The organism is Micromonospora sp. DT4 (assembly GCF_049841675.1).
In the GTDB taxonomy this organism is placed as follows: Bacteria; Actinomycetota; Actinomycetes; order Mycobacteriales; family Micromonosporaceae; genus Micromonospora.
In genome coordinates this window covers 1-25,272 of sequence record NZ_JBNCKT010000051.1, presented here as the reverse complement: position 1 = coordinate 25,272, position 25,272 = coordinate 1, and the positions used below count along the sequence as shown (strand labels likewise).

The following is a 25,272-nucleotide window of genomic DNA, read 5'->3' as shown; positions in this document are numbered from 1 at the left end:
CGTTCGGTGGGATCACCGGAAGGGGTCGAGGACCCTGCGTGCCGATGGCCGCCGTCAGGCGGCCGAAAACAGCCCCGCCGTCAGATGACAGGGCGACACAGGCAGGTGGCCACGCGGCACAGGTCGACCGCGCGCCGTTTGGTGAGGTGGTTCCCCATGGTCACGGAGCCTACCAGCCAGTGACCGGGCTGCCACCGTACCGACCACCATCCGGGAATCGTGCGGCTGCCGGGCCACTGTGGCGTCCCAGCAGCCCGGACCGTTGACGCGCCACTCAGCTGACGGAGTTGATCGGCACGTTCTTCGCGTCGCCGCTGACCGCCAGCCCCTCGGGCAGCGGCTGGACCTTCCGGATCGCGAGTTGGAACGGCAGGTCGGGCAGCGGCACGTCGATGGAGATGCCCTTGGCGTAGTTGTTGAGGATCGTGCGGGCCAGCGGCAGGTTCGGCAGGCCGGCGGCGTCCAGGTTGTTGAACCGCAGGGCGACCTTGCCGTTCTCGCCGACGGTGACGTCGGCGGTGCCGGCGACGGTGAACTTCTGGCCGAGGATGTCGACCGGGGCGCTGACGGCCAGCTTGCCGCCCTGCTCGCCGAGGGTGAGCCCGGGCCGGTTCAGCAGCGCGGCGAGGCTCTCGTAGCTGACCGTGCCGAAGCCGTTGACCGTGTCGGCCACGATGTCGCCCTGGCCGGAGCGCAGCGTGTCCAGCGAGGCCCGCACGTTGCGGGCGTCGACGTCCAGCACCGGCAGGTGTACGGCGTCACCCTCGACCGAGGCATGCACGTCCCGGAGCGAGATGGAGATCCGCTCGTACCGCCCGTCGAGCACCTGGGTGAGGAACGGCACCCCACCGACCTTGACGTCGGGTGTCGCGGACTGCGCGCCCTGCTTGCTGATCTCCTGGCTGACCCGCTCGGCGATGAGCCGCTCGGCCACCCCGACCGCCACCCGGTCGGCGACCACCAGCAGGCCGGCCACCACGAGGAGCAGAACGACCAGGCCAATGAGCACCTTGCGCCCGCGCCGTCGGGGCCGGGTCTCGCCAGCCGGATACTCCTGGGCCACGCCGCCTCCTGTCTCCGCCCGCCGCGACACGGCGGGATGTCCGAATTCGTGCCGCAGCGCGGCGCACCGGAAGGTACCCGACGGGCACCGACCTCAACCGTGGGCTCAGAGGAAGAGCATGCACATGGCGTACGCGGCAGGCGCCGCCAGGGCGAACCCGCCGAGCGGTCCCTGCATGTGCCGGGCGACCCACATGGTGGGCGGCTCTCCGGCCATCAGGCGGCCCGCCTCCGCGTACCCCACCGCGAGGTCGGAGAGGACGGCGGTGACGGCCGCGACCAGGCCGATCACCGCAGCCCTGGTCGGGGTGAAGGGGGCCACCAGATAGCTGCCGAGCAGCGCGCTGCCCAGCGTGCCCACCATCGCGCCGCCGACGACGCCGGCCGCGCCCCGGGGCACCTGCGGGGCCAGCCGGGGCCACGGCAGCACCGCGTCGGTGAGCCGGGCGACGGTCAGCGCGACCCCGCTCGCGGTCAGGCAGACCGTGATCGCCTGGGTGCCGGCCGGGATGCGACTGAGCACGATCAGGGTGCCGAAGGCCACGACTCCGACCACGATGAGCAGGGTGGCACCGAGGGAGTCGGTGACCCGGACCCGGTCGACCCGGCGGACCAGCTGGCCGAGTACGGCGGCGAGGAGGCCGCCGACGGCCAGGTAGCCCAGCGGCGCCAGACCGGCGATGTCGCTCCGGACGGCGGCGACGTCGGCGGCCGCGGCGACGACGGCGCTGATCCCGCCGACCAGCAGCAGCGCCGGTGGGCGCATGGCCATCGTCCAGGCGAGGACGAACAGCAGTTGGACGCCGAAGATGATGAAGGCGAACGGCAGCCGATGACCCGGGCCCGACGTCTGCGCGCCGAGGACGAGTCCCACGCCGAGCAGCGCGGCGAAGCCGGCGATGGTCAGCGCCAGCGGGCGGTGCACCTCGACTGGAGGGACGAACTCCTCCTCCGGCTCGTCGACCTCGTCCTCGCTACGACGGGCCGGTTCTCCGGTACGACGGGCTCGGCGCGGCCCACGTTCACGGCGCTCGCCCTCGGCGACGGCCGGCCCGGTACGTGGCGCGGGCGGGTGGCCGCGGGTCGGGGCTGCCGGACCCGGACGGGGGCCGTCGGCCCACGAATCACGGCCGGCGTCGGGCGAGGTGGAGGAAAACACGCCCCGATCGTGCCAGATCGGCCGCCGGTCGCGACGGTCACGGGTTTCAGCAACGTTAAAACCTGTGCCACGATCAGGGACAAGCTAGACAAACGGGGAATGGCCTGAGGGTGCAGCCGAGGCGATCGGTTACGCTCAACGCGTTACCCGCCCGTCAGCGACGCCGGGACCACGCAATTTCTCAGCGCACTCCCTCACGAGTGTGTCTGGTCGCGTGCGGCGATGCGCCGCCGGGACGGAGGTGATCGTGGAGATCCTGCTGTTGGTGACCGCACGCGCAGGGGAACCGTCGGCTGTGCTGCCGGCGCTCGACCTGCTGCCACACTCGGTGCGCACCGCACCGCGCGACGTCCGCACCCTGGTTGCCGGGCCCAGCCCCGACGCGGTGCTGGTGGACGCCCGGTCGGAGTTGAGCGAAGCTCGAGCTACCTGCCGGATGCTGCACACCACCGGGCTCGGCGTGCCGCTGGTCGCGGTCGTCACCGAGGCCGGCCTGATCGCGCTGAACGCGGACTGGGGCGTCGACGACGTCATCCTCGCCTCGGCCGGCCCCGCCGAGGTCGAGGCCCGGCTGCGGCTCGCGGTCGGTCGCCTGAGCAACGCGACCGCCGGTGCCGGCGGCTCGATCCGGGCCGGGGAACTCACCATCGACCCCGACACGTACGCGGCCAAGCTGAAGGGTCGCCCGCTCGACCTCACCTACAAGGAGTTCGAGCTGCTGAAGTTCCTGGCCCAGCACCCCGGTCGGGTGTTCACGCGCGACCAACTGCTGCGCGAGGTCTGGGGATACGACTACTTCGGCGGGACCCGGACGGTGGACGTGCACGTCCGGCGGCTGCGCGCCAAGCTCGGCTCGGAGTACGAGTCGATGATCGGCACGGTCCGCCAGGTGGGTTACAAGTTCGTCGTACCGGCATCGCGGTCCCTGCCCGAGACGGAGCACGCGCCGCTGCCCGTCTAGCTCCACCTGATTTCCCATATGCCCCTTTTGCGCAGCTCGCCGGTCCTATTCTGACTGCCGGGTTTGTCGGAAAAGGGGGCAACGGTGCGGGCAGGTAGCACGGGGGCGAGGGGCCGGCAGCTCCGGCCGACCGGGTGGAAGCCGTGACGCGGGTCAATTCGACCGCGCGGGCGGCAGGGATCGTGACAGTAGTGGTGGCGGCGCTGCTCGGCTCGGCGTACGTGCTGGGCCGCAGCCTCGTCCCGGACCAGCCCCAGCGGCACGCCACCGGCGTGACCACCGACGTCGACGGGCAGCACTACGCCGACCAGCCTCCCGAGCAGCCGTCGACCGCAAGCCCCACCGCCAGTCAGAGCGCCGCCGGTCCCACCGAGGCCGGCCAGGACGGCACGGGTCGGGACGCCGGCGGCGACCGGCTGTTCGGCGCCCACACCGACACCGGCACCGCTCGACTCGCGCTGACCTTCGACGACGGGCCGGACCCGCGCTACACACCGCAGGTCCTCGCGACGCTGCGCGAGTACGACGTCAAGGCCACGTTCTGCGTGGTGGGCGAGAACGCCCAGGACCACCCCGACCTGATCCAGGCCATCGTGGCCGACGGCCACACGCTCTGCAACCACTCCTGGCACCACGACGTCACGCTGGGCAACCGGTCCGCCGGCCAGATCCGCGCCGATCTGGTACGCACCAACGAGGCGATCCGAGCGGCGGTCCCGGACGCCCCGATCGTCTGGTACCGCCAGCCCGGCGGCGCCTGGACCTACCCGGTGGTGTCGGTGTCCCGGCAGCTCGGCATGACTCCGCTGCACTGGTCGGTGGACCCGTCGGACTGGCAGGTGCCCGGCGCCAACAAGATCGCCTCGACGGTGCTCGCGCAGGCTCAACCCGGGGCGGTCGTACTCATGCACGACGCCGGCGGCGACCGGCAGGGCACCGTCGACGCGCTGCGCCGGATCCTGCCCGAGCTCAGCGCCCGGTACGAGCTGGAGGCGCTGCCCACCGACCCGACGTGAGGCCGCTGCCGTTTGCGGCCCTGCTTCTCGGCGGACCGCGAACGACGGAGGCGGCGCAGATCGGACCGGGCGGCCCGAAGTCCGCGGTTCGGAGCCGGCATCGGATTGTCGGTGCGGGTCCTTTGGAGCTGATGCCGCAGACGATTCAGCCCGGGCCGGGAAGGTGCAGCGCTGGACGATGCCGTAGACGATTCAGCTCCAAAGGAGGTGAACAGAAGGTTGTCGACCCCGTCAGAAACGTCCTTAGACCCGCGCCGCCCTTCACCGGCTACTCACCTGGGGCAGCCGGCGCAGCGGCTACGGTGACGGGATGAGCAGCGCGGAGCCGACCAGCGACCAGGTGACCCGGACCGACCGACTGTCCCCCACGGAGATCGAAGGCGTACTGGCCCTGGCTCGCACGGCGGGCGACACCGATGGCGCGGACCCGCTCGACGAGCACGTCCTGCTCCGCCTGCGCGACCCGGATGCTCCGGCCGTGCACCTGCTGGCCCGCGCGGACGACGGCACCCTGACGGGGTACGCGCACCTGGACACCACCGACCCGATGGACGGGATCGGGGTGGAGTTGGTGGTGCACCCGGCGTACCGGCGGCGGGGCACCGGCCGGGCGCTGGCCCGGGGTGTGCTGGCCTCGGCGACCGGACCGCTGCGGGCGTGGGCGCACGGCGACCACCCGTCCGCAGCAGCGCTCGCCGTGGATCTCGGGTTCACCCGGGCCCGGGTGCTCTGGCAACTCCGCCGGCCGTTGGCGGTTCCGCTGGGCGAGCCACGCCTGCCCGACGGGGTGGCGCTGCGCGCGTTCCGACCCGGCGCGGACGACGCGGCGTGGCTGGCCCTGAACGCGCGGGCCTTCGCCGAGCACCCCGAGCAGGGCCGGTGGACCTCGGACGACCTGCGGGTCCGTCTCGCCGAGCCGTGGTTCGACCCGGCCGGCTTCCTGCTCGCCGAGGAGACCGCGACCGGCCTGCTGCTCGGCTTCCACTGGACGAAGGTGCACGAGCGGCCCGGGTCGGCTCGCATCGGCGAGGTGTACGTGCTCGGGGTCGAGCCGACCGCGCACGGCGGCGGGCTGGGCCGGGCGCTGACCACGGCGGGGCTCGCGTACCTGCGGGACAAGCGGGGTCTGGACCGGGTGATGCTCTACGTCGATGACTCGAACACCGGGGCTGTCGCGCTGTACGAGCGGCTCGGCTTCGCCCGGTGGTCCGCCCACATCAACTACCACCTGGGCTGACGGGAGGCGCCTCGCGGCGGGAGGCGCCTCGCGGCGGTCGGGTCACCGGCGGGTCACAGGGGTGCCTCGGCGGGATAACAGCCTACCGGAAATATGACCATACTTCCGGTAGGCGTACCCGGGTTCACTTAACGGACAACTCACCCTCAGCGAGCGGTCACCTCAGGGGCCGCACGTGTTCACCTCGCGTTCACTTGCGACCGGCGAACCGGCTACCTGGCACTTCTAACTTTCGTGTCAGCCGGTCAGTGCCGGTCTTCGGGCCCCGGGATCGGGGCGCCAAGTCAGACGCGAAGGGAAACCCCTCAGGTGAAGCTCCAGCGGTACGGCACTATTGCCTGCCTCGCTCTTGCCGCGACGCTCGGCCTCAGTGCATGCGGCTCGGACAACAACGAGCCCACTTCCGGCGCCAGCGCCTCGGGCTCCGCCGCCGCGGTCGACTGCGGTACCGGCACGGTCAACGCCCAGGGCTCGTCAGCCCAGAAGAACGCCATGGCCGAGTGGATCAAGGCGTACCAGCAGAAGTGTGCTGGCACCACCATCAACTACGAGGCGTCCGGCTCGGGCGCCGGCATCCAGGCGTTCATCGCCGGGACCGCCGACTTCGCCGGCTCCGACTCCGCGCTCAAGCCCGAGGAGCAGCCGCAGGCCGACGCCAAGTGCGCCGGCGGCAAGGCTCTCAATCTGCCCATGGTGGTCGGCCCGGTCGCAGTCGTCTACAACGCCGGCAGCGGCGTCGACAGCCTCCAGTTCAAGCCTGCCACCCTGGCGAAGATCTTCGCCGGCAAGGTGACCAAGTGGGACGACGCGGCGATCAGGGCGGACAACCCGGACGCCAAGCTCCCGGCGGCGACCATCCAGACCGTCCACCGCTCGGACGAGTCGGGCACCACCGACAACTTCACCAAGTACCTGTCGAAGACCGCCGAGTCGGACTGGACCTTCGGCAACGCCAAGGCGTGGAAGGCCCCGGGTGGTATTGGCGCCGCCAAGTCCGACGGCGTGGCCAGCAAGGTCAAGAGCACGGTCGGCACGATCAGCTATGTCGAGTGGTCGTACGCCGAGAACTCCGGCCTGAACAAGGCCAAGGTGCAGAACGGTGCCGGCGAGTGGGCCGCGCTGACCGCCGAGTCGGCCGGCAAGACCATCGCCGGTGCGGCCATCGAGGGCCAGGGCGACGACCTCAAGCTGAAGATCGACTACAACACCAAGGAGGCCGGGGCGTACCCGATCGTCCTGGCGACGTACGAGGTCGTCTGCAGCAAGGGCCTCGCGGCCGACAAGCTGAAGCTGGTCAAGGGTCTGCTGGGCCACGCCGCCAGCGCCGAGGGCCAGAACTCCCTGACCGACCTCGGCTACGCCCCGCTGCCGGAGACGGTCCGTACCAAGGTCGAGACCGCGGTAAAGAACCTCTCCTGACCCGACCCCACACCTCCGCAACCGAATCGAGCGAGCAGATGGGTGAAACCCCTCACCGCTCGGCCGACGCCGGCACCGGCGGGACGCGCGTGACCCAGAGTCACGAGTGGCCCGCCGGTGCCTCGGCGCGTGTGGCCGAGGCACCAGTCAGCACCCGTTTCCCGGGCGGCACCGGGCTGGGCGGCGGCGGCACGCTACCCCGAAACCGGAAGTTCGGGGCCGAGCGGGCCTTCCGTGGCCTCACCCTGGCTGCCGGAACGGCAGTGTTGGTCATCATTGTGGCCATCGCGGTCTTCCTGATCGCGAAGGCGATCCCGGCCCTACGCGCCAACTCCGCGAACTTCTGGACCTTCGAAGGCTGGTTTCCGAACGACAACCCGCCCACGTTCGGCATCGGCGCTCTCGCCTTCGGCACCGTGCTCACCGCCACCCTGGCGCTGCTCATGGCCGTACCTGTGGCCATGGGCATCGCGCTCTATCTCTCCCACTACGCTCCGCGCAGGCTCGGCAACAGCCTCGGCTTCCTGGTCGACCTGCTAGCTGCCGTACCCAGCGTGGTGTTCGGCCTCTGGGGTCGCGACTACCTCATCGGCCCGGTGTCGGACCTCTCTGTCTGGCTCAACAAGTACTTCAGCTGGATCCCGATCTTTGGCGGCGACGGCCCCTACGGCAACTCGATCCTGCTCGGTTCCCTGGTACTGGCCATCATGATCCTGCCGATCGTCACCTCGCTCACCCGCGAGGTGTTCCTCCAGACGCCGAAGGCCAACGAGGAAGCAGCCATCGCCCTGGGTGCCACCCGTTGGGAGATGTTGCGCACTGCGGTGCTGCCGTACGGCCGCCCCGGCATCATCGCCGCGGTCATGCTCGGCCTCGGCCGCGCGCTGGGCGAGACCATCGCGCTGGCGTTGACCCTCGGCTCCACCTACGCCATCTCGTTCAACCTGCTCGAGTCCGGTGGTAACACCATCGCGGCCAACATCGCCAACCGGTTCGCCGAGGCGAACGAGACCGGTCGGGGTGCCCTGATCGCCTCCGGCCTCGTGTTGTTCGCGATCACCTTGATCGTCAACATCATCGCGCGGGCGATCATCTACCGCCGCCGGGAGTTCACGGAGTCCGCCGCATGACCACAACCGTCACCTCCGACCGCACCCGGCCGCCGGCCCAGCCGGCTTCACTGCGAGCCCGGCGGCTGCCCTGGTACGCCGCACCGGTCATCGCCGTGGCGGCCCTCGCGCTCTCCGCCGTGATCGTCTACGGCGCCGGCATCGGCGGACCGGTCCTCGTCGTCGTCCTCGGCGCGATCCTCTACCTGGCCGGGCTCTTCGCCGCCGCGAACATGGTCGAGGGGCGTCGATCGGCCCGCAACCGCACCTGGAGCGCGCTGATCCACTCCGCGTTCGTGCTGGCGGTGCTGCCGCTCGTTTCGGTCGTCTGGACGCTGGTCAGCAAGGGCACCGAGCGGCTGGACGGCAACTTCTTCCAGACCTCGATGAACAACATCGGGGCCCGGGACGCCAACGGCGGCGCGTACCACGCGATCGTCGGCACGCTGGAGCAGGTCGGCATCGCCACCCTGATCACCCTCCCGCTCGGCATCCTCTGCGCCATCTACATCGTCGAGTACGGGCGGGGCCGGTTCGCCTTCGCTATCCGGTTCTTCGTGGACGTCATGACGGGCATCCCGTCGATCGTCACCGGCCTCTTCGTGCTGGCGTTCTGGGTGCTGATCGTGTCGCCGTGGTTCAACGACGGCCGGCCGAGCTTCTCCGGCTTCGCCGCCGCGCTCGCGCTGAGCGTGCTCATGCTCCCGACCATCGTCCGGTCCACCGAGGAGATGCTCCGCCTCGTGCCGGCCCCGCTGCGTGAGGGCGCGTACGCGCTCGGCGTACCCAAGTGGAAGACGATCCTGCAGGTGGTGCTGCCGACGGCTCTGCCCGGCATCGTCACCGGCGTCATGCTCGCCATCGCCCGCGCGGCCGGCGAGACCGCACCGGTGCTCCTGGTCGCAGGCGGTGGCGCGGCGATCAACTTCAACCCCTTCGAGAACAACCAGTCGTCGCTGGCCCTCTTCGTCTACCAGCAGGCCGGCGAGGCGTCGAAGTATTCGCCGGCACGGGCGTGGACCGCGGCACTCACCCTGGTCGCCCTCGTGCTCATCCTGACGATCGCGGCGAAGTTGCTGGCCCGTCGCAACCGGCTCAGCCGATGAACCCCGGAGGTACCACCATGGCCAAGCGCGTCGAAGCCTCGAACGTCACCGCGTACTACGGCGGGTTCAAGGCGATCGAGAACATCAACCTGACCGTCGAGCCGAAGACGGTCACCGCCCTCATCGGCCCGTCCGGGTGCGGCAAGTCGACCTTCCTACGGTCGATCAACCGGATGCACGAGGTGCTGCCGGGGGCCCGCGTCGAGGGCAGCCTGACCGTCGACGACCAGGACATCTACGACCGCGACGTGGACGTCACCGCGGTCCGGCGCATGATCGGCATGGTCTTCCAGCGGCCGAACCCGTTCCCCACCATGAGCATCTTCGAGAACGTGGTGGCCGGGCTGAAGCTCAACGGCGTCCGGAAGAAGTCGATCCTGGACGAGGCGGCCGAGAAGGCCCTGCGGTCGGCGAACCTGTGGGACGAGGTCAAGGACCGGCTGGGCAAGCCCGGCGCGGGCCTCTCCGGCGGTCAGCAGCAGCGGCTCTGCATCGCCCGGACCATCGCGGTCGAGCCGCAGGTCGTCCTGATGGACGAGCCGTGCTCGGCCCTGGACCCGATCTCCACGCTGGCCATCGAGGATCTGATGTTCCAGCTCAAGGACAAGTTCACGATCATCATCGTGACCCACAACATGCAGCAGGCCGCGCGGGTGTCGGACCGGACGGCCTTCTTCTCGATCGAGAAGACCGGCGACCCGGGCCGGCTCATCGAGTACGACAACACCCAGAAGATCTTCAGCAACCCGAGCGTGAAGAAGACCGAGGACTACATCACCGGCCGCTTCGGCTGAGCCGACCACGTCCGGTCACCGGCGCCCCGCCCTCCCGGCGTGGGCGCCGGTGCCATTTCCCGGCACCGTCCACCCCGATCATTCGGAGGGTCACCCGAGGACGAAGCGGGGCTCGCCGTTCGGCGGCAGGTCCAGGCGTGGGGTGATCGGGGTGGCGGCGTCCCGATGAGCCGCCGCGGCGGCGATGCCGGCCAGGTCGCCGGCCTCTGCCACCTGGGCCAGTGTGACCAGGGTCGGCGGCAGCATGGTCAGCTCGCCGGCCTGCGCCCGGGCCAGCGCGTCCGCCGGCCGGATCCACAGCGTGTGGTCGGCCTCGCCGGAGACGTCGCGGGTCCGCTGTCCCGCTGGCAGCAGGGCGACGAAGAAGTACGTGTCGAAGCGGCGTGGCTCGAACTCGGGAGTGATCCACCGGCTCCAGGGCAGCAGCAGGTCCGACCGCAGGGTGAGTTGACGGTCGGCGAGCAGCGCCGCGAAGCCCAGCCGGCGACCCTCCAGGTCCTGCCGGGCGGCCTCCCAGTCGTCGCCGCTGACGTCGCCCACCACGGTCGCCGGGTCCGGGCCGGCGAGCAGCACGCCCGCCTCCTCGAAGACCTCCCGCGCGGCGGCGCAGACCACCGCCTGGGCGGCTTCCGGGGCCACCCCGAGCTGTCCCGCCCAATCGGTCGGAGACGGGCCGGCCCAGTCCAGGTGTGCCTCCGAGTCGGAACGGTCCACGCCGCCGCCGGGGAAGGCGTACATCCCGCCGAAGGTCATCGCGGCGGCACGGCGGATGACGTACACCTCGAAGTCGGTGTCGGTCGGACGCAGCAGCAGCACGGTGGCCGCGACCCGGGGCACCGCCGGGTCGCGGCCCTCGGCCTGGAACCGGCGGGCGTGCTCGACCAGGGCGGCCGGGGCGGCGAAGCCGTCGCTGTCGATCGTCATGCGGCGAGCCTAGTTCCCCCGCCAGTCGGCGCAGGCGGGCCGGCGCCGCCTCCCCACACACATGCTTTGCTCTGCTTCAACCCAGGCAACAAAGGTGTCCGGTCACTGTTGCGTCCGCTGAAGCAGAGCAAAGGGCGTGGGGAGGGGTGGCCGACCGGCGCGGTACGGGCGGGACGGACCGACGGACGGCCAGGAGCGTGCCGAGGTCCAGACGGATGAGCTGGGCGACGGCCGGGCAGGGGACGGTTCACCCGGCTCGGCTAGCGTTCCGGCATGACTCGTTGGGGCATCCTGGCCACCGGCCACATCGCCAGCCGTTTCGCCGAGGACCTCCGGCTGGTGCCGGACGCCGAACTGGTCGCGGTCGGCTCCCGCTCCGCCGACAGCGCGCAGCGGTTCGCGGACACGTACGGCGCGCAGCGGGCGTACGGCTCCTGGGTGGAGCTGGCCGCCGATCCGCAGGTCGACGTGATCTACGTGGCGACTCCGCACGCCGCGCACCACGAGGCGGCGCTGACCTGCCTGACCGCCGGCCGGGCGGTGCTGCTGGAGAAGCCGTTCACCCTCGACCTGGCCACCAGCACCGAGCTGGTGGACACCGCCCGCGCCGCCGGGGTCTTCCTGATGGAGGCCATGTGGATGAGGACGAACCCGCTCATCCTTCGCGCGGTCCAGCTGATCGCCGAGGGCGCCATCGGCACCGTGAGTAGCGTGCGGGCCGACTTCGGCGTGACCGGGCCGTTCCCGCCGGAGCACCGGATGCGCAACCCGGCACTGGGTGGGGGCGCGCTGCTCGACCTGGGGATCTACCCGATCAGCCTGGCGCACCTGCTGCTGGGCGTGCCGCAGCACATCCGCTCCTGGGCGCACCTGGGCCCGGAGGGGACCGACGAGAACACCGGCATCCTCTTCGGGTACGACAGCGGGGCGGTGGCGACGCTGAGCTGCGGCATGATCGGTGCGAGTTCGTTGGCCGCCTCGGTCACCGGCAGCACCGGTCGTATCGACCTGCCGGAGCCGTTCTTCCGGCCGGCCTCGCTGACCCTGTACCGGGACGGTGCCGCGCCCGAGATGATCGCCGCCGAGGAGGCCGGCAACGGCTACCAGTACGAGGCGATCGAGGTGGGGCGCTGCCTGGCCGCCGGGCTCACCGAGAGCCCGTTGGTGCCGCACACCACGACGCTCGAGGTGATGACCCTGCTGGACACGGTCCGCGAGCAGATCGGCGTCCGGTACGAGTGACACGAGCGGCCCCGGTCGCGGTGACCGGGGCCGTTCACGTGCGTGCTCTGGTCAGCCGAACAGCGGCCGGACCAGCAGGTAGGTGACACAGGCGATCAGCGCGGCCGCCGGGAACGTGATGATCCAGGCGATCACGATGTTGCCGGCGACGTTCCAGCGGACCGCGGAGAGTCGCTTGGTCGCGCCCACGCCCATGATCGCCGAGGTGATCGTGTGGGTCGTGGAGATCGGCGCCTTCAGCACCAGGGCGTTGAAGTACAGCACCGCGCTGGCCACCGTCTCGGCGGCGAAACCCTCCGGCGGCCCGAGGTCAATGATCTTGCGGCCGAGAGTGCGGATGATCCGCCAACCGCCGGCGTACGTGCCGAGGGCCAGCATGGTGGCGGAGGTCCAGTAGACCCAGCCCGGGATGTCCGTCTTGCTCTCCTGGAACCCGCCGGTGTAGAGCGCCAGCACCACGATGCCCATCGTCTTGGCGGCGTCCTGCATGCCGTGACCGACCGACATGGCGGCGGCGGACACGGTCTGCGCCCAGCGGAAGCCCCGGTTCAGCTTGGCCGGCTGGCCCTTGCGGAACAGCCAGAGGATCGCCAGCATCAGCAGGTAGCCGAGGGTCAGGCCGACGATCGGCGAGAGCACCATCGGCAGGATGACCTTCTCGCCGATGTTGCCCCACTGCACCAGACCGCCGGTGGACAGCAGGGTCGCGCCGACCAGGCCGCCGAAGAGCGCGTGCGAGGACGACGACGGCAGGCCGAAGTACCAGGTGATCAGGTTCCAGGCGATGGCGCCGAGCACCGCGGCGAAGACCACGCCGAGGCTGCTGACCCCGGTGGGGAGGGTGACCAGACCGTCACCGACGGTCTTGGCGACCCCGGCGCCGAAGTGGGCGCCGAAGAAGTTGCCGACCGCGGCGAGGCCGAGGGCGATCCGGGGTGTCAGCGCGCGGGTGGAGACGCTTGTCGCGATCGCGTTGGCAGCGTCGTGGAAGCCGTTGGTGTAGTCGAACGCCAGGGCAACCGCGATCACCGCCAGGACGGCGATGAGTTCGGGAGTCACCGGCTCAGGACTCCTTGACGGCGATGGTCTCGACGGTGTTGGCCACATGCTCGAAGGCGTCGCAGGCGGCCTCCAGTTCGTCGGCGACCTCCTTCATCTTCAGCACCGTCAACGCGTCGTACTCGCCCGAGAAGAGCCGGACGAGCAACTGCCGGTTGATCCGGTCGCCCTCGTTCTCCAGCCGGTTGCACTCGATCCAGTAGTCCTCGAGGTTCTTCATCGACTGCAGCCGGGGCATCGCCTCGGCGGTCAGCTTGGCCTGCTGGTCGAGCACGTTGACCATCTCGTGCAGCTCGCGGGGCAGCGCCGGCAGCTCGGTCAGCCCGTACAGGTAGAGCAGGTCGCCGACCGCCTCCAGGTGGTCCATCACGTCGTCGAGCAGCGAGCCGAGCCGGTAGATGTCCTCCCGGTCGAACGGCGTGATGAAGGTCGAGTTGATCTTCTTGTACAGATCGTGCGTGATCTGGTCGCTGTCGTGCTCGACCTCGGTCAGCCGCTCGCTGACCGACTGCACGTCGACACCGGGCAGAGCCAGCTCGTTCAACAGCGCGGTGCCCCGGACCAGGTTCTGCGCGGCCCTGGTGAAGAGCTCGTAGAAGGCGCCCTCGGTGGGGCGGAAGGAAAACTTCACAGCACAGACCTCGTCGCGTCGGTGGAAGGGTGGCGGCGTCCGTAGGCGTCCGCTCGGTGAATGCTAGGAAACGCCAGAACCACAGATTCGCCGGCCCACCCCTGGCCAGGCCTCATTCACCGCTCGTTCATCTCCTGTTCATCTCGGGCGTCCCAACCGTCCCCGCTCCCCCAGCGGCCAATCGCTCGCGCTCGTGCGCCACGTCGAAATCGGCAGGCGGATACCCCAGACCGAGCGTGTCGAACGTCTCACGGAGCAGGTGGGCCACGGCCCAGTCCCGGTACCACTTGCGGTCCGCCGGCACCACGAACCACGGCGCGGCGTCCGTGCCGCACCGGCTCAGGGCCTCGGCGTACGCGGCCTGGTAGTCCCCCCAGTGCGACCGGGAGTCGACGTCCGACGGGTTGTACTTCCAGTGCTTACGCGGGTCCGTGAGCCGTTCCAGCAGCCGCTCGCCCTGCTCCGCGTACGAGATGTGCAGCATCACCTTCACCACGGCCACCCCGTCGTCGACCAGTTCCCGCTCGAAGGAGTTGATCTGGTCGTAACGCGCCCGCCAGGTCGCCTCCGGCACCAGAGCGCTGACCCGGGCGATCAACACGTCCTCGTAGTGCGAGCGGTTGAACATCCCCACGTACCCCGGAGGCGGCAGCTCCCGGCGGACGCGCCATAGGAAGTCGTGCCGCAGCTCCTGCGGGGTCGGCGGCCCGAATGAGCGGATGTGCAGGCCCAGCGGGTTCATCGCGCCCGCCACCCGCTTGATCGTGCCGTCCTTGCCACCGCAGTCCATCGCCTGGAGCACCAACAGCACCCGGTGGGCCGGGTCCGCCGAACCGGCCTTGGCCATCGCGAACAGCATCTCCTGCTGCCGGCCCAACTCCTCGCCGATCAGCTCCACCTGCGTACGCGCCCAGATCTTGCGGTGCTCGCCGATCACCTCCGTCGGCGGCAGGCCGGGCGTGGACCGAGGATCGATCGCGGCGAGGTTCACCGGCGCGGTGACCCGTAGCAGATCCCGCACGGACCCGCCGTCCGGCGCCACGATCCGCTCGCCCTGCTCCTGCCCGGTTTCGCTCATCCTCGGATCATCGCCCACCCCCGCACCATCCGCCCGCCGAGGCCCACCGGGGCGGGCCGACGTCCGTCGCAGGCCGCCACGAGTGACCGGCCCGCCCTGCGGGTGATGCTGGAACGGCTCGCACCCGAGCAGCGGGTCGCGCTCGTGCTGCACGACGTGTCCGCGGTGCCGTTTCGCCCGGGTGGCGGACGTGGTCCTCGTCGGCGACGCGGATGGGCACTTCCCGACGGCCCTCCGACCGGTGGTCGGGGCGGACGCGGTGGGTCGCCTCACGCTCGGCCTGTTCGGCCCTGCCGCCGCTGCGCGACGACGACCGGTGGCCGCCACGCTGGTGAACCGTTGCCGGCTCAGACCACCAGGGCCAACCATTTGCGGTACGACGTGGCGAACGGCTCGGTGCCGTCGCCGAGAGCCCCGTACAGCCACTGGGCCGCCGCCTCGGCCTCGACCACCACGTCCTCCGGGTAGCCGAAGCGGGCCCGGTGCTCGGCGAACTCGTCCTCGTCGAGCAACTCCACGCGGCCGGTGGCCCGCCGTCGGACCACGTCCAGGTCGAGGTCGATCAGGTGGACCGTGTCGTCGGACTCCCATCGGGCCGGCGTGGCGATGTCGCAGTAGACCTCACTGGTGCGCGGCGGCGGGTTGAACATGCACGTCCACCAGGCGTGGTGGGGCACCAGCAGGACGAAGGGGATCTTCTCCACCGACGGCCGACCGTGGTAGACCGACTCGGTGCCAAAGGGAACGCCGAGCCAGACGCCGAGGTCGTCCTCTGTGAGGCGACGGGCCGGGTAGTCACGGTGCGCGCTGCCGTCGTACTTGCGGTAGATCACTCGGACCACGTCGCTCGGCATGATTCGCACCCTAACCGATACCGCCCAACACGTCGTAGCGCAGCAGTAACGCGACGGGTGGGTACGCGCCACGCGGGCGGATGGGCGCGGTCGGTGTCGGCGGCGACGGGTACCGTCGCACGGTGACTCCGCCCCGCACCGCCACCGGTTCCGCCACCCCCTCGGCCCGCGGCGCGAGCCGGCGGCGGGGTGCCCGGCCCAGCGGCACGGAGCTGCTCGCGGCAGCGGTCGGCGCGGTTCCCGGCGGCAGCGCGCGGCCCGGCCAGCAGCAGATGACCACCGCCATCGAGGAGTGCGTGACCAGCGGCGAACACCTGCTCGTGCAGGCGGGCACCGGCACCGGCAAGTCGCTGGCGTACCTCGCGCCGGCCCTCACCGTGGACGGCCCGGTGGTGGTCTCCACGGCCACGCTGGCGTTGCAGTCCCAACTCGTCGACCACGACCTGCCCCGGCTGGCCGACGCCGTCGAGCCGCTGCTCGGCCGCCGGCCCACGTTCGCGGTGCTCAAGGGTCGCCACCACTATCTGTGTCTGGCCCGACTGGACAACTCCACCGCGGACGAGCCGGAGGAGACCCTCTTCGACGCCCCGGCCGCCCGCCCCGGCGGCGGCACGAAGTGGCTCGGCGAGGCCGGCCGGCTCGGAAAGCAGGTCGAGCGCCTGCGCGACTGGGCCGAGAAGACCGACACCGGCGACCGCGACGAGCTGGACCCGGGCGTCGACGACCAGGCGTGGCGGCTGGTCTCCATGCCGTCGCGGGAGTGCGTCGGCGCGACCCGCTGCCCGTTCGGCGCGGAGTGCTTCGCCGAGGCGTCCCGGGCCCGCGCCCGCGAGGCCGACATCGTGGTGACCAACCACAGCCTCCTCGCGGTCGACATGCTGGCCGACCGGCACATCGTCCCGCCGCACAAGCTGCTCATCGTCGACGAGGCACACGAGCTGGCCGACCGCGTCTCCTCGGCCGCCCAGGCCGAACTGGTGCCGGAGGTGATCGACCGGTCCACCCGGCGGGCCCGCCCGCTGCTGAAACCGGAGACGGCCGACGCGCTCACCGCCGCCGGTGACGCCCTCGCCGTCGGGCTCGCCGAGGCCCCGGCCGGCCGACTCACCGCCGGCCTGCCGACGCCGTTGCGCGAGGCGTGCACCCTGCTCGACTCGGCCACCCGTGCCGCCCTGGACGCCATCGGCGACATCAAGTCCGACGATCCCGACCCGGTCCGCAAGCAGCAGGCCAAGGCCGCGATGGACGACCTCTCCACCACCGCGCAGCGACTCCTCGAAGAGGCCGACCACGACGTGGCCTGGGTGGAGAAGAACGACAGCGGCAACCGCCGGGCACTCGTGGTCGCGCCCCTCTCGGTCGCCGGCACCCTCGCCGCCCACCTGTACGACGAACGCACAGTGGTCGCCACCTCGGCCACCCTGGCGCTCGGCGGCCGGTTCGACACGGTGGCCCGCGCCCTCGGCCTGGACGCGCCGCCGGTCCCGGCCTCGCCGGCCGCCGCCTCGCTGGCCGGCCGCACCGGCGCGGGTCGCCCGGCCGCCGAGACACCGGGCCGCCGGCTGGCCGACGCCGCCACCATCCCGGCGACCGAGGGCCCGGGCTGGCGGTCGCTGGACGTGGGCTCGCCGTTCGACTACGCGCGCCAGGGCATCCTGTACGTCGCCGCGCACCTACCCCGGCCCAGTGTCTCCGGCCTGCCCGACGCGGCCGGGGAGGAACTGCTCGGTCTCGTCGAGGCGCTCGGTGGTCGTACTCTCGGGCTCTTCTCCTCGCGGCGGGCCGCGACGCAGGCGGCGGAGCTGCTGCGCGCGCGGACCGACCTGCCGGTGTTGTTGCAGGGCGAGGAGGCGCTGCCGCTGCTGGTCCGCCGGTTCCGCGAGGAGCGGTCCAGCTGTCTGTTCGGGGTGATGTCGCTCTGGCAGGGAGTGGACGTGCCGGGCGACGCCTGCCAGCTCGTGGTCATCGACCGGCTGCCCTTCCCACGCCCCGACGAACCGCTCGCGGCGGCCCGCGCCGCGGCGGTCGACGCGGGCGGCGGCTCCGGGTTCGCGGCGGTCAGCGTGCCGATCGCCGCGGTACGCCTCGCGCAGGGAGTGGGCCGGCTCATCCGGGCGACCGGCGACAAGGGAGTCGTCGCGGTGCTCGACTCGCGCCTGGAGACCGCCCGGGGCTACGGGCCGTTCCTGCGCCGGTCGCTGCCCCCGTTCTGGTACACGACCCGCCCCGAGGTGGCCCGCGGCGCCCTGCAACGCCTAGCCACCACCTGACGGCGCGCGGGTCAGGGAGCCTGCGAGGCGACGACGACGGCGTCGGGTGGGGTGTCGGGGACCGTGCGGGCGGCCAGTCGGCGTACCGCGGTGTTCAGCACCGCGATCAGCGGCACGGAGACCAGCGCACCGGTGATGCCCGCGAGCACCACGCCCGCCGCGATCCCGATGATCACGGCGAGCGGGTGGATGGCCACCGCCCGGCCCATGATGAGGGGCTGGAGAACGTGCCCCTCCACCTGCTGCACGCCGATCACCGCGCCCAGGATGATCAGCGCGGTGACAGGGCCGCTGTCGACAAGCGCCACCAGTACGGCGACGCCTCCGGAGAGCGCCGCGCCGACGATCGGGATGAACGCGCCGAGGAACACCAGCGCCGCCAGCGGGAAGGCGAATGGCACGTCGAAGATGACCAGGAAGATGCCGATGCCGACCGCGTCGATGAAGGCGACCAGCACTGTCGCGCGGACGTACGCGACGAGGGTCTGCCAGGCGGCCCGGCCGGCGTCGTCGACCTTCCAGCGGGCGGCCACCGGCAGCAGCCGTACGACGAAGCGCCAGATCTTGTTGCCGTCACGCAGGAAGAAGAACGTCGCGAACAGCACCAGCAGCGTGCCGGTCAGCACCTCCGCCAGCGTCGCCGCAGTGCTCAGGGCACCGCTGGTGAACTTCGAGGTGTTGTCGTTGATCCAGCCCTGCGCCTCGTCGATGTAGCGGTCGAGCTGGGTGTCGGACAGGTGCAACGGACCCGTCTTCAGCCAGTTCTGGATCTGCCGGACGCCCTGCGACGACTTCTCGCTCAGCTCCGGTACGCCCTGAATGAACTCGTTGACCACCAGGGTGAGCGTGCCGATGACAGCCGCCAGGCCGCCGACCAGCACCACGGCCGTCGCCAGTGAACGAGGCAACCGGGCCCGCAGCAGCCAACCCACGGCCGGCGCGAGCAACGCCGAGAGCAGCATCGCGATCGCCAACGGGATGATCACGATCCGGACCGTGCCGACGATCCGGAGCAGCGCCCAGGCCACCACACCAATCACGATCAGCCGCCAGCACCAGGCGGCGGCGATCCGTAGGCCGTGCGGCACGTCGGCGTCGTCCCGGCTGGACGTCGAACTGTGCAGGTCCACGCCAGGATCCGCGCCGACGACCGTGGCCTTCGCCGGGGCGGCGGGCCCGGGGACGGCCGGCGAGGCCACTCCCGGCGTCTCCGGCGCGTCGCTCGGGGTCTCCTCGGCGGCGTGTACCGACTTCTGCCCTGACTGGTAGGCGCGGCGCAGCCGCCCACGTACCCGCTCGAAGTGGCTCAAGCGCACCTCCTGGCAGAAGAGCCGTCCGCCCACGGCGACAGGTCGGACAGCATACGTCCGTTACCGACACCGTAGGGCAGTTCCGCCACACAATGCCCGCACAGCCATGGGCGTAACCACCGGCAGCCGGTCACCTGCGACACGGTAGCGTCTGCCCCGTGACCGCCGACCAGGATCTCGACTCCGGCCTGCCCATCCGCCTGCTGCACGATCGCGTGCTGGTGCGGATGGACGGCAGCGAGGGCGAGCGTCGCTCCACCGCTGGCATCGTCATCCCGGCGACCGCCGCGGTCGGCAAGCGCCTCGCGTGGGCGACCGCCGTGGGTGTAGGGCCGAACGTCCGCGCCATCGTCTCCGGCGACCGGGTGCTCTTCGACCCGGACGACCGCTCCGAGGTCGAACTGCACGGCCGCGGGTACGTGCTGCTGCGGGAGCGCGACGTGCACGCCGTGGCCGCCGAACGGGTGGAGAACGACTCCACCGGGCTCTACCTGTAGACCTCCCCCGGCCCGGCCGCCGTTTGTCGGACCGTACGACGGGAAGCCAGCCGGCGACCGTGGCCCTGGGGAGGGACGATGCCGGTATTCGTGAAGAAGCTGCTGACCTGGGGCAGCGTCGCGTTCCTGATCTACTTCATGGCGTTCCGCCCGGACGGCGCCGCACAGTTGTTCAAAGGGATCGGGGCCGCGCTCATGGCGATGGCCCAGGGGCTCGGCGACTTCCTCACCACGCTGATGACCTGACCCGCCGCCCGGCCGCGCTCAGGCGTTACCCGGCGGCCACGGCCCGGCGGGGCGCAGGCCGTGCCAACCGGCCGGCGGGTGGTTGACCGGGGACGCCGGGGCGAGCACCACCGGGATGGGCACCACCGGCTCGTCGGGCGCGGCCACCGATCGCTGCGTACCGTCCGGGAAGCGCAGGTGGTAGCGGCTACCGTCCCAGACGCCGGCCGGGGCCTGCGGGTCACGGCCCACGAAGTACGACCGGTACATGGTGATCGCCTCCAGCAGTTGCCGCTCCTCGACGGCGGTCCGCTCCCGGTCGGCCGGTTTGCGATCCAGACCGCGCAGCGTCCCGTCGCGCAGCAGGGCCAGCCGGGTCGCGGCCAGTTGGTATCCGCGCATCGCACGCGCCCCGGCGTCGCCGCCGACGCGGCGTGCCCAGCTCCGGGCGGCGTGCCGACGACCCAGGCTGCTCAGCGCGGCCACCTCGGGCGGGCTCAACCAGCCGGCGCGCACGTAGTCGGGCAGCGTCCGTTCGGTGAGCCGCCCCTCCCAGGCGCGCAGCCACACGGCCAGCCCGACCACGCCGAAGAACACCGGCACCATCAGGCCCAGGAAGCCGTACAGCATGATCACGGCCTCGCCGGTGGCCTGGGTGAGCGTGGGCAGCAGGTTCCACGTGCCGTGCAGCATCATCGCCAGCAGCAGGCCGGCGATCGGGGCCAGCACCCGGACCCGCCGGTCGGCCGTGCGGGCGGCCACGCCGAGGCCGACACCGGTCATCGAGGTGAAGAGGGGATGGGCGAACCCGAACAGGAGGATCCGCACGATGAAGATGGCGATCACCTGCTGGGTGCCGGTCGCCGGGCCGTACCGGTCGGCGCCGGCCGCGTAGCCGTACCCGCCCAGGTAGAGGATGTTCTCCACCATGGCGAAGCCGACCGCGGAGAGCCCGCAGTAGACCAGGCCGTCGGTGATTCCGGACCACTCCCGACGCCGGAACACGAGCAGCAGGATCGGGCCGAGGGCCTTTGTCAGCTCCTCGATGAACGGCGCCACCAGGACGCCGGTCAGTGCGTCCGGCAGCCCCCAGTCGGCGAACCGTCCGGCGGCGAACTCGTTCACGTTCAGCGAGGCGGCGGTGGAGACGAACGCTCCCCAGGCGAAGCAGAAGATCAGGTATTTCAGCGGTTCCGGTTCGTAGCGGTCGAGCCAGAGGAAGCAGGCGACCAGCACGGGCACCGGCAGGATCGCGGCGACCACCCCGATGAGCAGCGCGTCGAGGCCCAGCGACTGACCGAGGGTGATGACCATGAAGACCGCGCACGCGGCGATGAGCAGCACCGCCCCGGCCAGCACCAGGAACCGCAGCCAGCCGAAGCGGCGCGGCGGCATCCCGGGTGACGCGCCGGCGGGCGGTGCCGCGGGCGGGTACGGCGGCGACGGCAGGGGTGCACCGGGCGGGGTGTCGGCCATGCGGTCAGCGTAGCCATCCGCCGCCGGCTGGTCCGGTCGCATCCACAGCCGCTATGCTGGGGGCAGGTCACGAGCGCCAGCGTCAAGCCCCGGCTTGCTGGCCGGCAACCCTCGTCGAGTTCGCGGTGGGGTGCCCCGGGTGATGACCGGGCCCAGCCCGATCGGCGTGCTGGGCAAGCGCGGACCCCGTCCCGACAGCACATCCGGGGTCCCTGACCCCGGAGGTTCCGGCGTGTCCGTCACTCTCGCACCCTCGCTGCCCAGCCTGCCCGCAGTCGCGTCGCCGCCGTCGGCGGCGCTCGACGTGCTCGGCGTACCCGGCGAGATCAACCTGGACTACGCGGCCACCGCGCCGTGCGCGCGGGCCGCGGCCGACGCGGTCACCGAACTGCTCCCTTGGTACGCCAGCGTGCACCGGGGCGCGGGAGCGCTGTCGCGGCGCTGCACGCTGGCGTACGAGCGGGCCCGGCAGACGGTCGGCGACTTCTTCGGCGCGCGCGCCGACGACCACGTGATCTTCACCCGGAACACCACCGACGCCCTCAACCTGCTGGCCCGGTCGTTGCCCCCCGGCACGACGGTGGTCACCTTCGCCGGTGAGCACCACGCGAACCTGCTGCCCTGGCCGCGCGGCTCGGTACGCCTGCCGGTGCCCTCCGACCCGGCCGGGACGGTACGCGCTCTCGCCGCCGCCCTGACCGAGCTGCGCCGCGACAGCAACCCCGCGCTGCCGGTGCTGGTCGCGGTGACCGGGGCGAGCAACGTGACCGGTGAGCTGTGGCCGGTCGCCGAGCTGGCCCGGGTGGCCCACCGGCACGGCGCCCGGATCGTCCTCGACGCCGCGCAGCTCGCGCCGCACGCCCCGGTCGACCTGCACACGCTCGACGTGGACTACCTGGCCGTCTCCGGCCACAAGCTCTACGCCCCGTTCGGCGCGGGTGTGCTCGTGGGCCGGTCGGACTGGCTGGACGCCGCCCCGCCGTACCTCGCCGGTGGCGGTGCCACCAGCCATGTCGGGCCGGCCACCCACGACGTGACCTGGGCGAACGGCCCGGCCCGGCACGAGGGCGGCACCCCGAATCTGCTGGGCGCGGTGGCGCTGGCGGCGGTGTGCGGGGCGCTTGCCGACGCCGACCGGGTCGCGCTCACCGTCCACGAGCAGGCGTTGCTGGCCCGGCTACGCGCCGGCCTCGCCGCCCTGCCGCACGTCGTGGAGTTGCGGACCTTCGGCCCGGACGCGCCCCGGGTCGGCATCGTCTCGTTCGTGGTGGCCGGTCAGGACTCCGCCACGGTGGCCGCCCGACTCGCCTCCGACCACCGGATCGGCGTACGGGATGGTTTGTTCTGTGCCCACCCGCTGGCCCGGCGGCTGCTCGGCGAGGCTGCCGCGCGTACCGGCCGCAGGGATCTTCCGCCGACCGCGCTGCGCGCCAGCATCGGTCTGGGCAGCACCGCCGCCCAGGTCGACCAGCTGCTCGCGGCACTCGCCGAGCTCACCTGAGCCCTGCGCTCAGCCGACGGGCGGGGCGGTGGGTGGTTTCGGCGCGTCGCCCGGCTCGGCCGGCTCACCGACCGGCCGTTCCTGGTCCCCGAAGGAGGTCCTGATCCACCGGTTCGCCTCCTCCTGCTCGATGCCGGAGGCGACCAGCAGGTCGCTGGCCGTGGTCCGGATCTGGGCGACCACGACGCTGCCGGAGAAGCCGACCCCGGCACCGTACGCCCGGCCGGCCTCGCTGACGGCTCGCAGCGACCGCTCCCGCGCCTTCTGCGGCTCCTCACCCACCGCGAACTCGTGCTTGAGCAGCCGGACCGACTCGGCGAGGTGGCCGATCGCATCCGGCATGGGTTCGGGTACCGGCTCGTCGTCCTCGACGAGTGTCACGGACCGGCGGATCAGCGTGCCGGAGTTGCGCATCGCACGGTCGATCGGGTCGGCCGCCTCCGCGTAGTGGATGAGTTCGCTGCGGCGGTGCCAGCGGGCCGGTGACAGGGTGGCCGTCTCCTTCGCGCCCTCGATCGCCTCCGCCAGGGTCGCCAGCTCGTCCTTGTTGTTGCGCAGCCGTTCCAGCGCCCGCTGGATGGCGGTGCGATCCCGGGCGCGCAACCCGTCGGCGGTGGCGTCGAGCTGCTCCGCGAGCAGGTCCAGCGCCGGCCGGGCGGCCCGGTTGATCACTCGGAGCGGGTTCAGCGGCAGCAGCACCGCCGTGACCAGCAACGCGATCCCGCCGCCGAGGAACGCGTCGACGAAGCGGGGGATCTCCAGGTTCTGGGTGGACGGGCTCAACGTCACGATCAGCACCGCCGTGGCCGCCGCCTGGATGACGATGGCCACGCTCGCCCCGGCGAAGATGGTGAGCAGGATGGCCACCGTGACCACCAGGCCGAGCTGCCACGCGCCGGTACCGAGGAGGTAGATCAGCAGATCGCCGATGCCCACCCCGACGCCCACCCCGACGATCAGCTCCATGGTCCGGCGGAACCGCTGACCCACCGACGCGGCCAGCGTGCCGACCGCGGAGATCGGCGCGAAGACCGGCTGCGGGTTGCCGAGCACCTTGTGCGAGACGAGGTACGCCAGGCCGGCCGCCAATCCGGCCTGGACGGCCAGCCCACCGGCCATCCGTACCCGGTGCAGCCGGTCGTGCAGGGTGGCCCGGCCACGGTGCCGCAACTGCTCGGTGGCCTCGGCGATGCGGGCAGCGTCGAGGTCCACCAGTCCGTCGCGCAGCGGGACACGCCGCACCGTCGAAGATCTCTTGTCCCGGGCCGTCGCCATGGGCGCGACTACCCGTGGCAGGACCGCTGAATCCTCCCGTGCGCGTGCCGTCTGAGCGGATGCGACAGACTCGGGCAGTGGCGGATCTCCTGGACCGGTGGCAGGCTGCGGCGCACGCCGCCGGCTCGAAACCCGACGAGCGCTCCACCCGGGCCGGTGCACAGCTACTCGCCCGCTGGCGGGAGCCGCACCGGCACTACCACACCGTCGCGCACCTGGGCGTCGTACTCGACGTGGTGGACCGCCACGCCGGGCTGGCCGGGCGGCCCGACCTGGTCCGGTTGGCGGCCTGGTGCCACGACGCGGTCTACGACCCCCGGGCCGCCGGCGACGCCAACGAACGGGACAGCGCGACGCTGGCCGGGCGTCTGTTGACCGGGCTCGGGGTGCCGGCGCCGGCGGTCGCCGAGGTCCGCCGGCTGGTCCTGCTCACCGCCGGGCACCGGGTCGCGCCAGGTGACTCCGACGGCGCCCTGCTCTGCGACGCGGACCTCGCCGTGCTGGCCGGCCCGCCGGCCGCCTACGACCGCTACGCGGCGGCGATCCGACGGGAGTACGCGCACGTGCCCGACCCGGCCTTCCGGAGCGGACGGGCCACCGTGCTCACCGGGCTCCTGGCGCTCCCCACGCTGTTCCGGCTGGCGCCGCTCGCCGCGCGGTGGGAAGCGCCGGCCCGGGACAATCTACGTCGGGAGCTGGCCACTCTCACCGGGCCCGCGGCGTACTGAGGTGCTTCGGGCGACGCAGACCAGCGTCGCGGAGCAACCGGACCAGCTCCCGGCTCGGCACCACCCGGGCACCGAGCCACACCGCCGCCGCGAACCGGTCGGCCGGGATGTCGTAGTGGTCCCGGTCGAAGCCGCGTCGGGGCGCGCCCAGCGCCTCGGCGAAGGCGTGCAACTCGGCGTAGGAGACGTCGCTGATCAGGTGCGACCAGAGCCGACCGCGCCACGGCCAGGCAGGCCGGTCCAGGTAGAGCATGCCGCCCAAGCTAGCCCTGCATTCCGCACGTCGGCGATCGTCAGCACCATTCCAGCGGATTGACGTCGAGCAGGTCGAGGATTTCG

25 protein-coding genes and 1 riboswitch are annotated in these 25,272 nt (G+C 71.7%); of the genes, 13 read left to right on the top strand and 12 right to left on the bottom strand.

The window, feature by feature from the left end:
- Nucleotides 1-80: 80 nt before the first annotated feature.
- From ACLQ24_RS16365 to ACLQ24_RS16355, 3 genes are all read right to left on the bottom strand, one after another.
- Nucleotides 81-158 carry an Ms5788A family Cys-rich leader peptide gene (locus ACLQ24_RS16365; RefSeq protein WP_425892535.1) on the bottom strand — a complete coding sequence of 26 codons (78 nt, stop codon included), beginning with the start codon at nucleotides 156-158 and terminating at the stop codon, nucleotides 81-83.
- 116 nt (nucleotides 159-274) lie between these two features.
- The gene (locus ACLQ24_RS16360; protein WP_425892520.1) at nucleotides 275-1,063 is read right to left on the bottom strand and encodes a DUF2993 domain-containing protein; all 789 of its coding nucleotides are present in this window, start codon (nucleotides 1,061-1,063) and stop codon (nucleotides 275-277) included.
- A gap of 105 nt (nucleotides 1,064-1,168) precedes the next feature.
- Entirely contained in the window at nucleotides 1,169-2,221 is a 1,053-nt protein-coding gene (locus ACLQ24_RS16355; protein ID WP_425892519.1) for a hypothetical protein, read from the bottom strand.
- A 241-nt stretch (nucleotides 2,222-2,462) separates the two neighbouring features.
- On the opposite strand from ACLQ24_RS16355, the gene ACLQ24_RS16350 reads away from it, so the two are divergent.
- The 7 genes from ACLQ24_RS16350 (at nucleotide 2,463) to pstB (ending at nucleotide 9,863) form a co-directional block, all read left to right on the top strand.
- Entirely contained in the window at nucleotides 2,463-3,182 is a 720-nt protein-coding gene (locus ACLQ24_RS16350) for a winged helix-turn-helix transcriptional regulator (RefSeq protein ID WP_425892517.1), read from the top strand.
- Nucleotides 3,183-3,364: 182 nt separating this feature from the next.
- Nucleotides 3,365-4,198, top strand: a complete 834-nt coding sequence (locus ACLQ24_RS16345; RefSeq protein ID WP_425892516.1) for a polysaccharide deacetylase family protein — start codon at nucleotides 3,365-3,367, stop codon at nucleotides 4,196-4,198.
- A 310-nt stretch (nucleotides 4,199-4,508) separates the two neighbouring features.
- Entirely contained in the window at nucleotides 4,509-5,435 is a 927-nt protein-coding gene (gene mshD / locus ACLQ24_RS16340; RefSeq protein WP_425892514.1) for a mycothiol synthase, read from the top strand.
- Nucleotides 5,436-5,744: 309 nt separating this feature from the next.
- A complete protein-coding gene (pstS, locus tag ACLQ24_RS16335; protein WP_425892513.1) occupies nucleotides 5,745-6,854 on the top strand; it encodes a phosphate ABC transporter substrate-binding protein PstS in 1,110 nt (369 codons plus the stop codon).
- Between the two features lie 38 nt (nucleotides 6,855-6,892).
- Nucleotides 6,893-7,984, top strand: a complete 1,092-nt coding sequence (pstC, locus tag ACLQ24_RS16330) for a phosphate ABC transporter permease subunit PstC (protein WP_425892511.1) — start codon at nucleotides 6,893-6,895, stop codon at nucleotides 7,982-7,984.
- The gene (pstA, locus tag ACLQ24_RS16325; RefSeq protein ID WP_425892509.1) at nucleotides 7,981-9,069 is read left to right on the top strand and encodes a phosphate ABC transporter permease PstA; all 1,089 of its coding nucleotides are present in this window, start codon (nucleotides 7,981-7,983) and stop codon (nucleotides 9,067-9,069) included. Before pstC ends, pstA begins: the two co-directional genes overlap by 4 nt.
- A 17-nt stretch (nucleotides 9,070-9,086) precedes the next feature.
- Nucleotides 9,087-9,863 (top strand): phosphate ABC transporter ATP-binding protein PstB, encoded by a 777-nt coding sequence (gene pstB, locus ACLQ24_RS16320; protein ID WP_421473411.1) that lies wholly within the window; start codon nucleotides 9,087-9,089, stop codon nucleotides 9,861-9,863.
- A gap of 90 nt (nucleotides 9,864-9,953) precedes the next feature.
- Here the strand turns inward: pstB and ACLQ24_RS16315 are convergent, their stop codons facing one another.
- Nucleotides 9,954-10,787, bottom strand: coding sequence for an NUDIX hydrolase (locus ACLQ24_RS16315; RefSeq protein WP_425892507.1), 834 nt, complete (start codon nucleotides 10,785-10,787; stop codon nucleotides 9,954-9,956).
- Between the two features lie 273 nt (nucleotides 10,788-11,060).
- On the opposite strand from ACLQ24_RS16315, the gene ACLQ24_RS16310 reads away from it, so the two are divergent.
- Nucleotides 11,061-12,029, top strand: a complete 969-nt coding sequence (locus ACLQ24_RS16310) for a Gfo/Idh/MocA family protein (RefSeq protein ID WP_425892505.1) — start codon at nucleotides 11,061-11,063, stop codon at nucleotides 12,027-12,029.
- A 51-nt stretch (nucleotides 12,030-12,080) separates the two neighbouring features.
- On the opposite strand, the gene ACLQ24_RS16305 is transcribed toward ACLQ24_RS16310, so the two are convergent.
- From ACLQ24_RS16305 to ACLQ24_RS16290, 4 genes are all read right to left on the bottom strand, one after another.
- Nucleotides 12,081-13,088 carry an anion permease gene (locus ACLQ24_RS16305; RefSeq protein WP_425892503.1) on the bottom strand — a complete coding sequence of 336 codons (1,008 nt, stop codon included), beginning with the start codon at nucleotides 13,086-13,088 and terminating at the stop codon, nucleotides 12,081-12,083.
- A gap of 4 nt (nucleotides 13,089-13,092) precedes the next feature.
- The gene (locus ACLQ24_RS16300) at nucleotides 13,093-13,719 is read right to left on the bottom strand and encodes a DUF47 domain-containing protein (RefSeq protein WP_425892502.1); all 627 of its coding nucleotides are present in this window, start codon (nucleotides 13,717-13,719) and stop codon (nucleotides 13,093-13,095) included.
- A 127-nt stretch (nucleotides 13,720-13,846) separates the two neighbouring features.
- The gene (locus ACLQ24_RS16295; protein WP_425892500.1) at nucleotides 13,847-14,797 is read right to left on the bottom strand and encodes a PPK2 family polyphosphate kinase; all 951 of its coding nucleotides are present in this window, start codon (nucleotides 14,795-14,797) and stop codon (nucleotides 13,847-13,849) included.
- Nucleotides 14,798-15,144: 347 nt separating this feature from the next.
- Complete coding sequence (locus ACLQ24_RS16290; protein ID WP_425892499.1) at nucleotides 15,145-15,651, bottom strand: DUF402 domain-containing protein; 507 nt, start codon at nucleotides 15,649-15,651, stop codon at nucleotides 15,145-15,147.
- 80 nt (nucleotides 15,652-15,731) lie between these two features.
- On the opposite strand from ACLQ24_RS16290, the gene ACLQ24_RS16285 reads away from it, so the two are divergent.
- The gene (locus ACLQ24_RS16285) at nucleotides 15,732-17,921 is read left to right on the top strand and encodes an ATP-dependent DNA helicase (protein ID WP_425892497.1); all 2,190 of its coding nucleotides are present in this window, start codon (nucleotides 15,732-15,734) and stop codon (nucleotides 17,919-17,921) included.
- 11 nt (nucleotides 17,922-17,932) lie between these two features.
- Here the strand turns inward: ACLQ24_RS16285 and ACLQ24_RS16280 are convergent, their stop codons facing one another.
- A complete protein-coding gene (locus ACLQ24_RS16280) occupies nucleotides 17,933-19,231 on the bottom strand; it encodes an AI-2E family transporter (protein ID WP_425892495.1) in 1,299 nt (432 codons plus the stop codon).
- 158 nt (nucleotides 19,232-19,389) lie between these two features.
- Here ACLQ24_RS16280 and ACLQ24_RS16275 point away from each other — a divergent pair, with 158 nt between their 5' ends.
- The gene (locus ACLQ24_RS16275; RefSeq protein WP_425892494.1) at nucleotides 19,390-19,728 is read left to right on the top strand and encodes a GroES family chaperonin; all 339 of its coding nucleotides are present in this window, start codon (nucleotides 19,390-19,392) and stop codon (nucleotides 19,726-19,728) included.
- Between the two features lie 78 nt (nucleotides 19,729-19,806).
- The gene (locus ACLQ24_RS16270) at nucleotides 19,807-19,974 is read left to right on the top strand and encodes a hypothetical protein (RefSeq protein ID WP_396799982.1); all 168 of its coding nucleotides are present in this window, start codon (nucleotides 19,807-19,809) and stop codon (nucleotides 19,972-19,974) included.
- 18 nt (nucleotides 19,975-19,992) lie between these two features.
- On the opposite strand, the gene ACLQ24_RS16265 is transcribed toward ACLQ24_RS16270, so the two are convergent.
- A complete protein-coding gene (locus ACLQ24_RS16265) occupies nucleotides 19,993-21,471 on the bottom strand; it encodes a PrsW family intramembrane metalloprotease (RefSeq protein WP_425892493.1) in 1,479 nt (492 codons plus the stop codon).
- Between the two features lie 23 nt (nucleotides 21,472-21,494).
- A riboswitch (SAM riboswitch) is annotated at nucleotides 21,495-21,615 on the top strand.
- A gap of 46 nt (nucleotides 21,616-21,661) precedes the next feature.
- Between ACLQ24_RS16265 and ACLQ24_RS16260 the strand changes: the two genes are divergently transcribed.
- Nucleotides 21,662-22,930 (top strand): aminotransferase class V-fold PLP-dependent enzyme, encoded by a 1,269-nt coding sequence (locus ACLQ24_RS16260; protein WP_425892491.1) that lies wholly within the window; start codon nucleotides 21,662-21,664, stop codon nucleotides 22,928-22,930.
- 9 nt (nucleotides 22,931-22,939) lie between these two features.
- Here ACLQ24_RS16260 and ACLQ24_RS16255 read toward each other — a convergent pair whose 3' ends face one another.
- Complete coding sequence (locus tag ACLQ24_RS16255; RefSeq protein ID WP_425892489.1) at nucleotides 22,940-24,205, bottom strand: FUSC family protein; 1,266 nt, start codon at nucleotides 24,203-24,205, stop codon at nucleotides 22,940-22,942.
- Nucleotides 24,206-24,282: 77 nt separating this feature from the next.
- Here ACLQ24_RS16255 and ACLQ24_RS16250 point away from each other — a divergent pair, with 77 nt between their 5' ends.
- Nucleotides 24,283-24,933, top strand: a complete 651-nt coding sequence (locus ACLQ24_RS16250) for an HD domain-containing protein (RefSeq protein ID WP_425892488.1) — start codon at nucleotides 24,283-24,285, stop codon at nucleotides 24,931-24,933.
- On the opposite strand, the gene ACLQ24_RS16245 is transcribed toward ACLQ24_RS16250, so the two are convergent.
- Nucleotides 24,911-25,186, bottom strand: coding sequence for a DUF4031 domain-containing protein (locus ACLQ24_RS16245; protein WP_425892486.1), 276 nt, complete (start codon nucleotides 25,184-25,186; stop codon nucleotides 24,911-24,913). The two genes, ACLQ24_RS16250 and ACLQ24_RS16245, sit on opposite strands and share 23 nt — an antisense overlap.
- Nucleotides 25,187-25,272: the final 86 nt, after the last annotated feature.

Excerpts from the sequence above, each read along its gene's own strand:
- pstC (WP_425892511.1), top strand. The coding sequence starts at position 6,893 with ATGGGTGAAACCCCTCACCGCTCGGCCGACGCCGGCACCGGCGGGACG.
- ACLQ24_RS16365 (WP_425892535.1), bottom strand. The coding sequence starts at position 158 with ATGGGGAACCACCTCACCAAACGGCGCGCGGTCGACCTGTGCCGCGTG.
- ACLQ24_RS16290 (WP_425892499.1), bottom strand. The coding sequence starts at position 15,651 with ATGCCGAGCGACGTGGTCCGAGTGATCTACCGCAAGTACGACGGCAGC.
- ACLQ24_RS16245 (WP_425892486.1), bottom strand. The coding sequence starts at position 25,186 with ATGCTCTACCTGGACCGGCCTGCCTGGCCGTGGCGCGGTCGGCTCTGG.
- ACLQ24_RS16255 (WP_425892489.1), bottom strand. The coding sequence starts at position 24,205 with ATGGCGACGGCCCGGGACAAGAGATCTTCGACGGTGCGGCGTGTCCCG.
- mshD (WP_425892514.1), top strand. The coding sequence starts at position 4,509 with ATGAGCAGCGCGGAGCCGACCAGCGACCAGGTGACCCGGACCGACCGA.
- pstA (WP_425892509.1), top strand. The coding sequence starts at position 7,981 with ATGACCACAACCGTCACCTCCGACCGCACCCGGCCGCCGGCCCAGCCG.
- ACLQ24_RS16270 (WP_396799982.1), top strand. The coding sequence starts at position 19,807 with ATGCCGGTATTCGTGAAGAAGCTGCTGACCTGGGGCAGCGTCGCGTTC.
- ACLQ24_RS16285 (WP_425892497.1), top strand. The coding sequence starts at position 15,732 with ATGGGCGCGGTCGGTGTCGGCGGCGACGGGTACCGTCGCACGGTGACT.
- ACLQ24_RS16295 (WP_425892500.1), bottom strand. The coding sequence starts at position 14,797 with ATGAGCGAAACCGGGCAGGAGCAGGGCGAGCGGATCGTGGCGCCGGAC.
- ACLQ24_RS16265 (WP_425892493.1), bottom strand. The coding sequence starts at position 21,471 with ATGCGACCGGACCAGCCGGCGGCGGATGGCTACGCTGACCGCATGGCC.
- pstB (WP_421473411.1), top strand. The coding sequence starts at position 9,087 with ATGGCCAAGCGCGTCGAAGCCTCGAACGTCACCGCGTACTACGGCGGG.
- ACLQ24_RS16310 (WP_425892505.1), top strand. The coding sequence starts at position 11,061 with ATGACTCGTTGGGGCATCCTGGCCACCGGCCACATCGCCAGCCGTTTC.
- ACLQ24_RS16315 (WP_425892507.1), bottom strand. The coding sequence starts at position 10,787 with ATGACGATCGACAGCGACGGCTTCGCCGCCCCGGCCGCCCTGGTCGAG.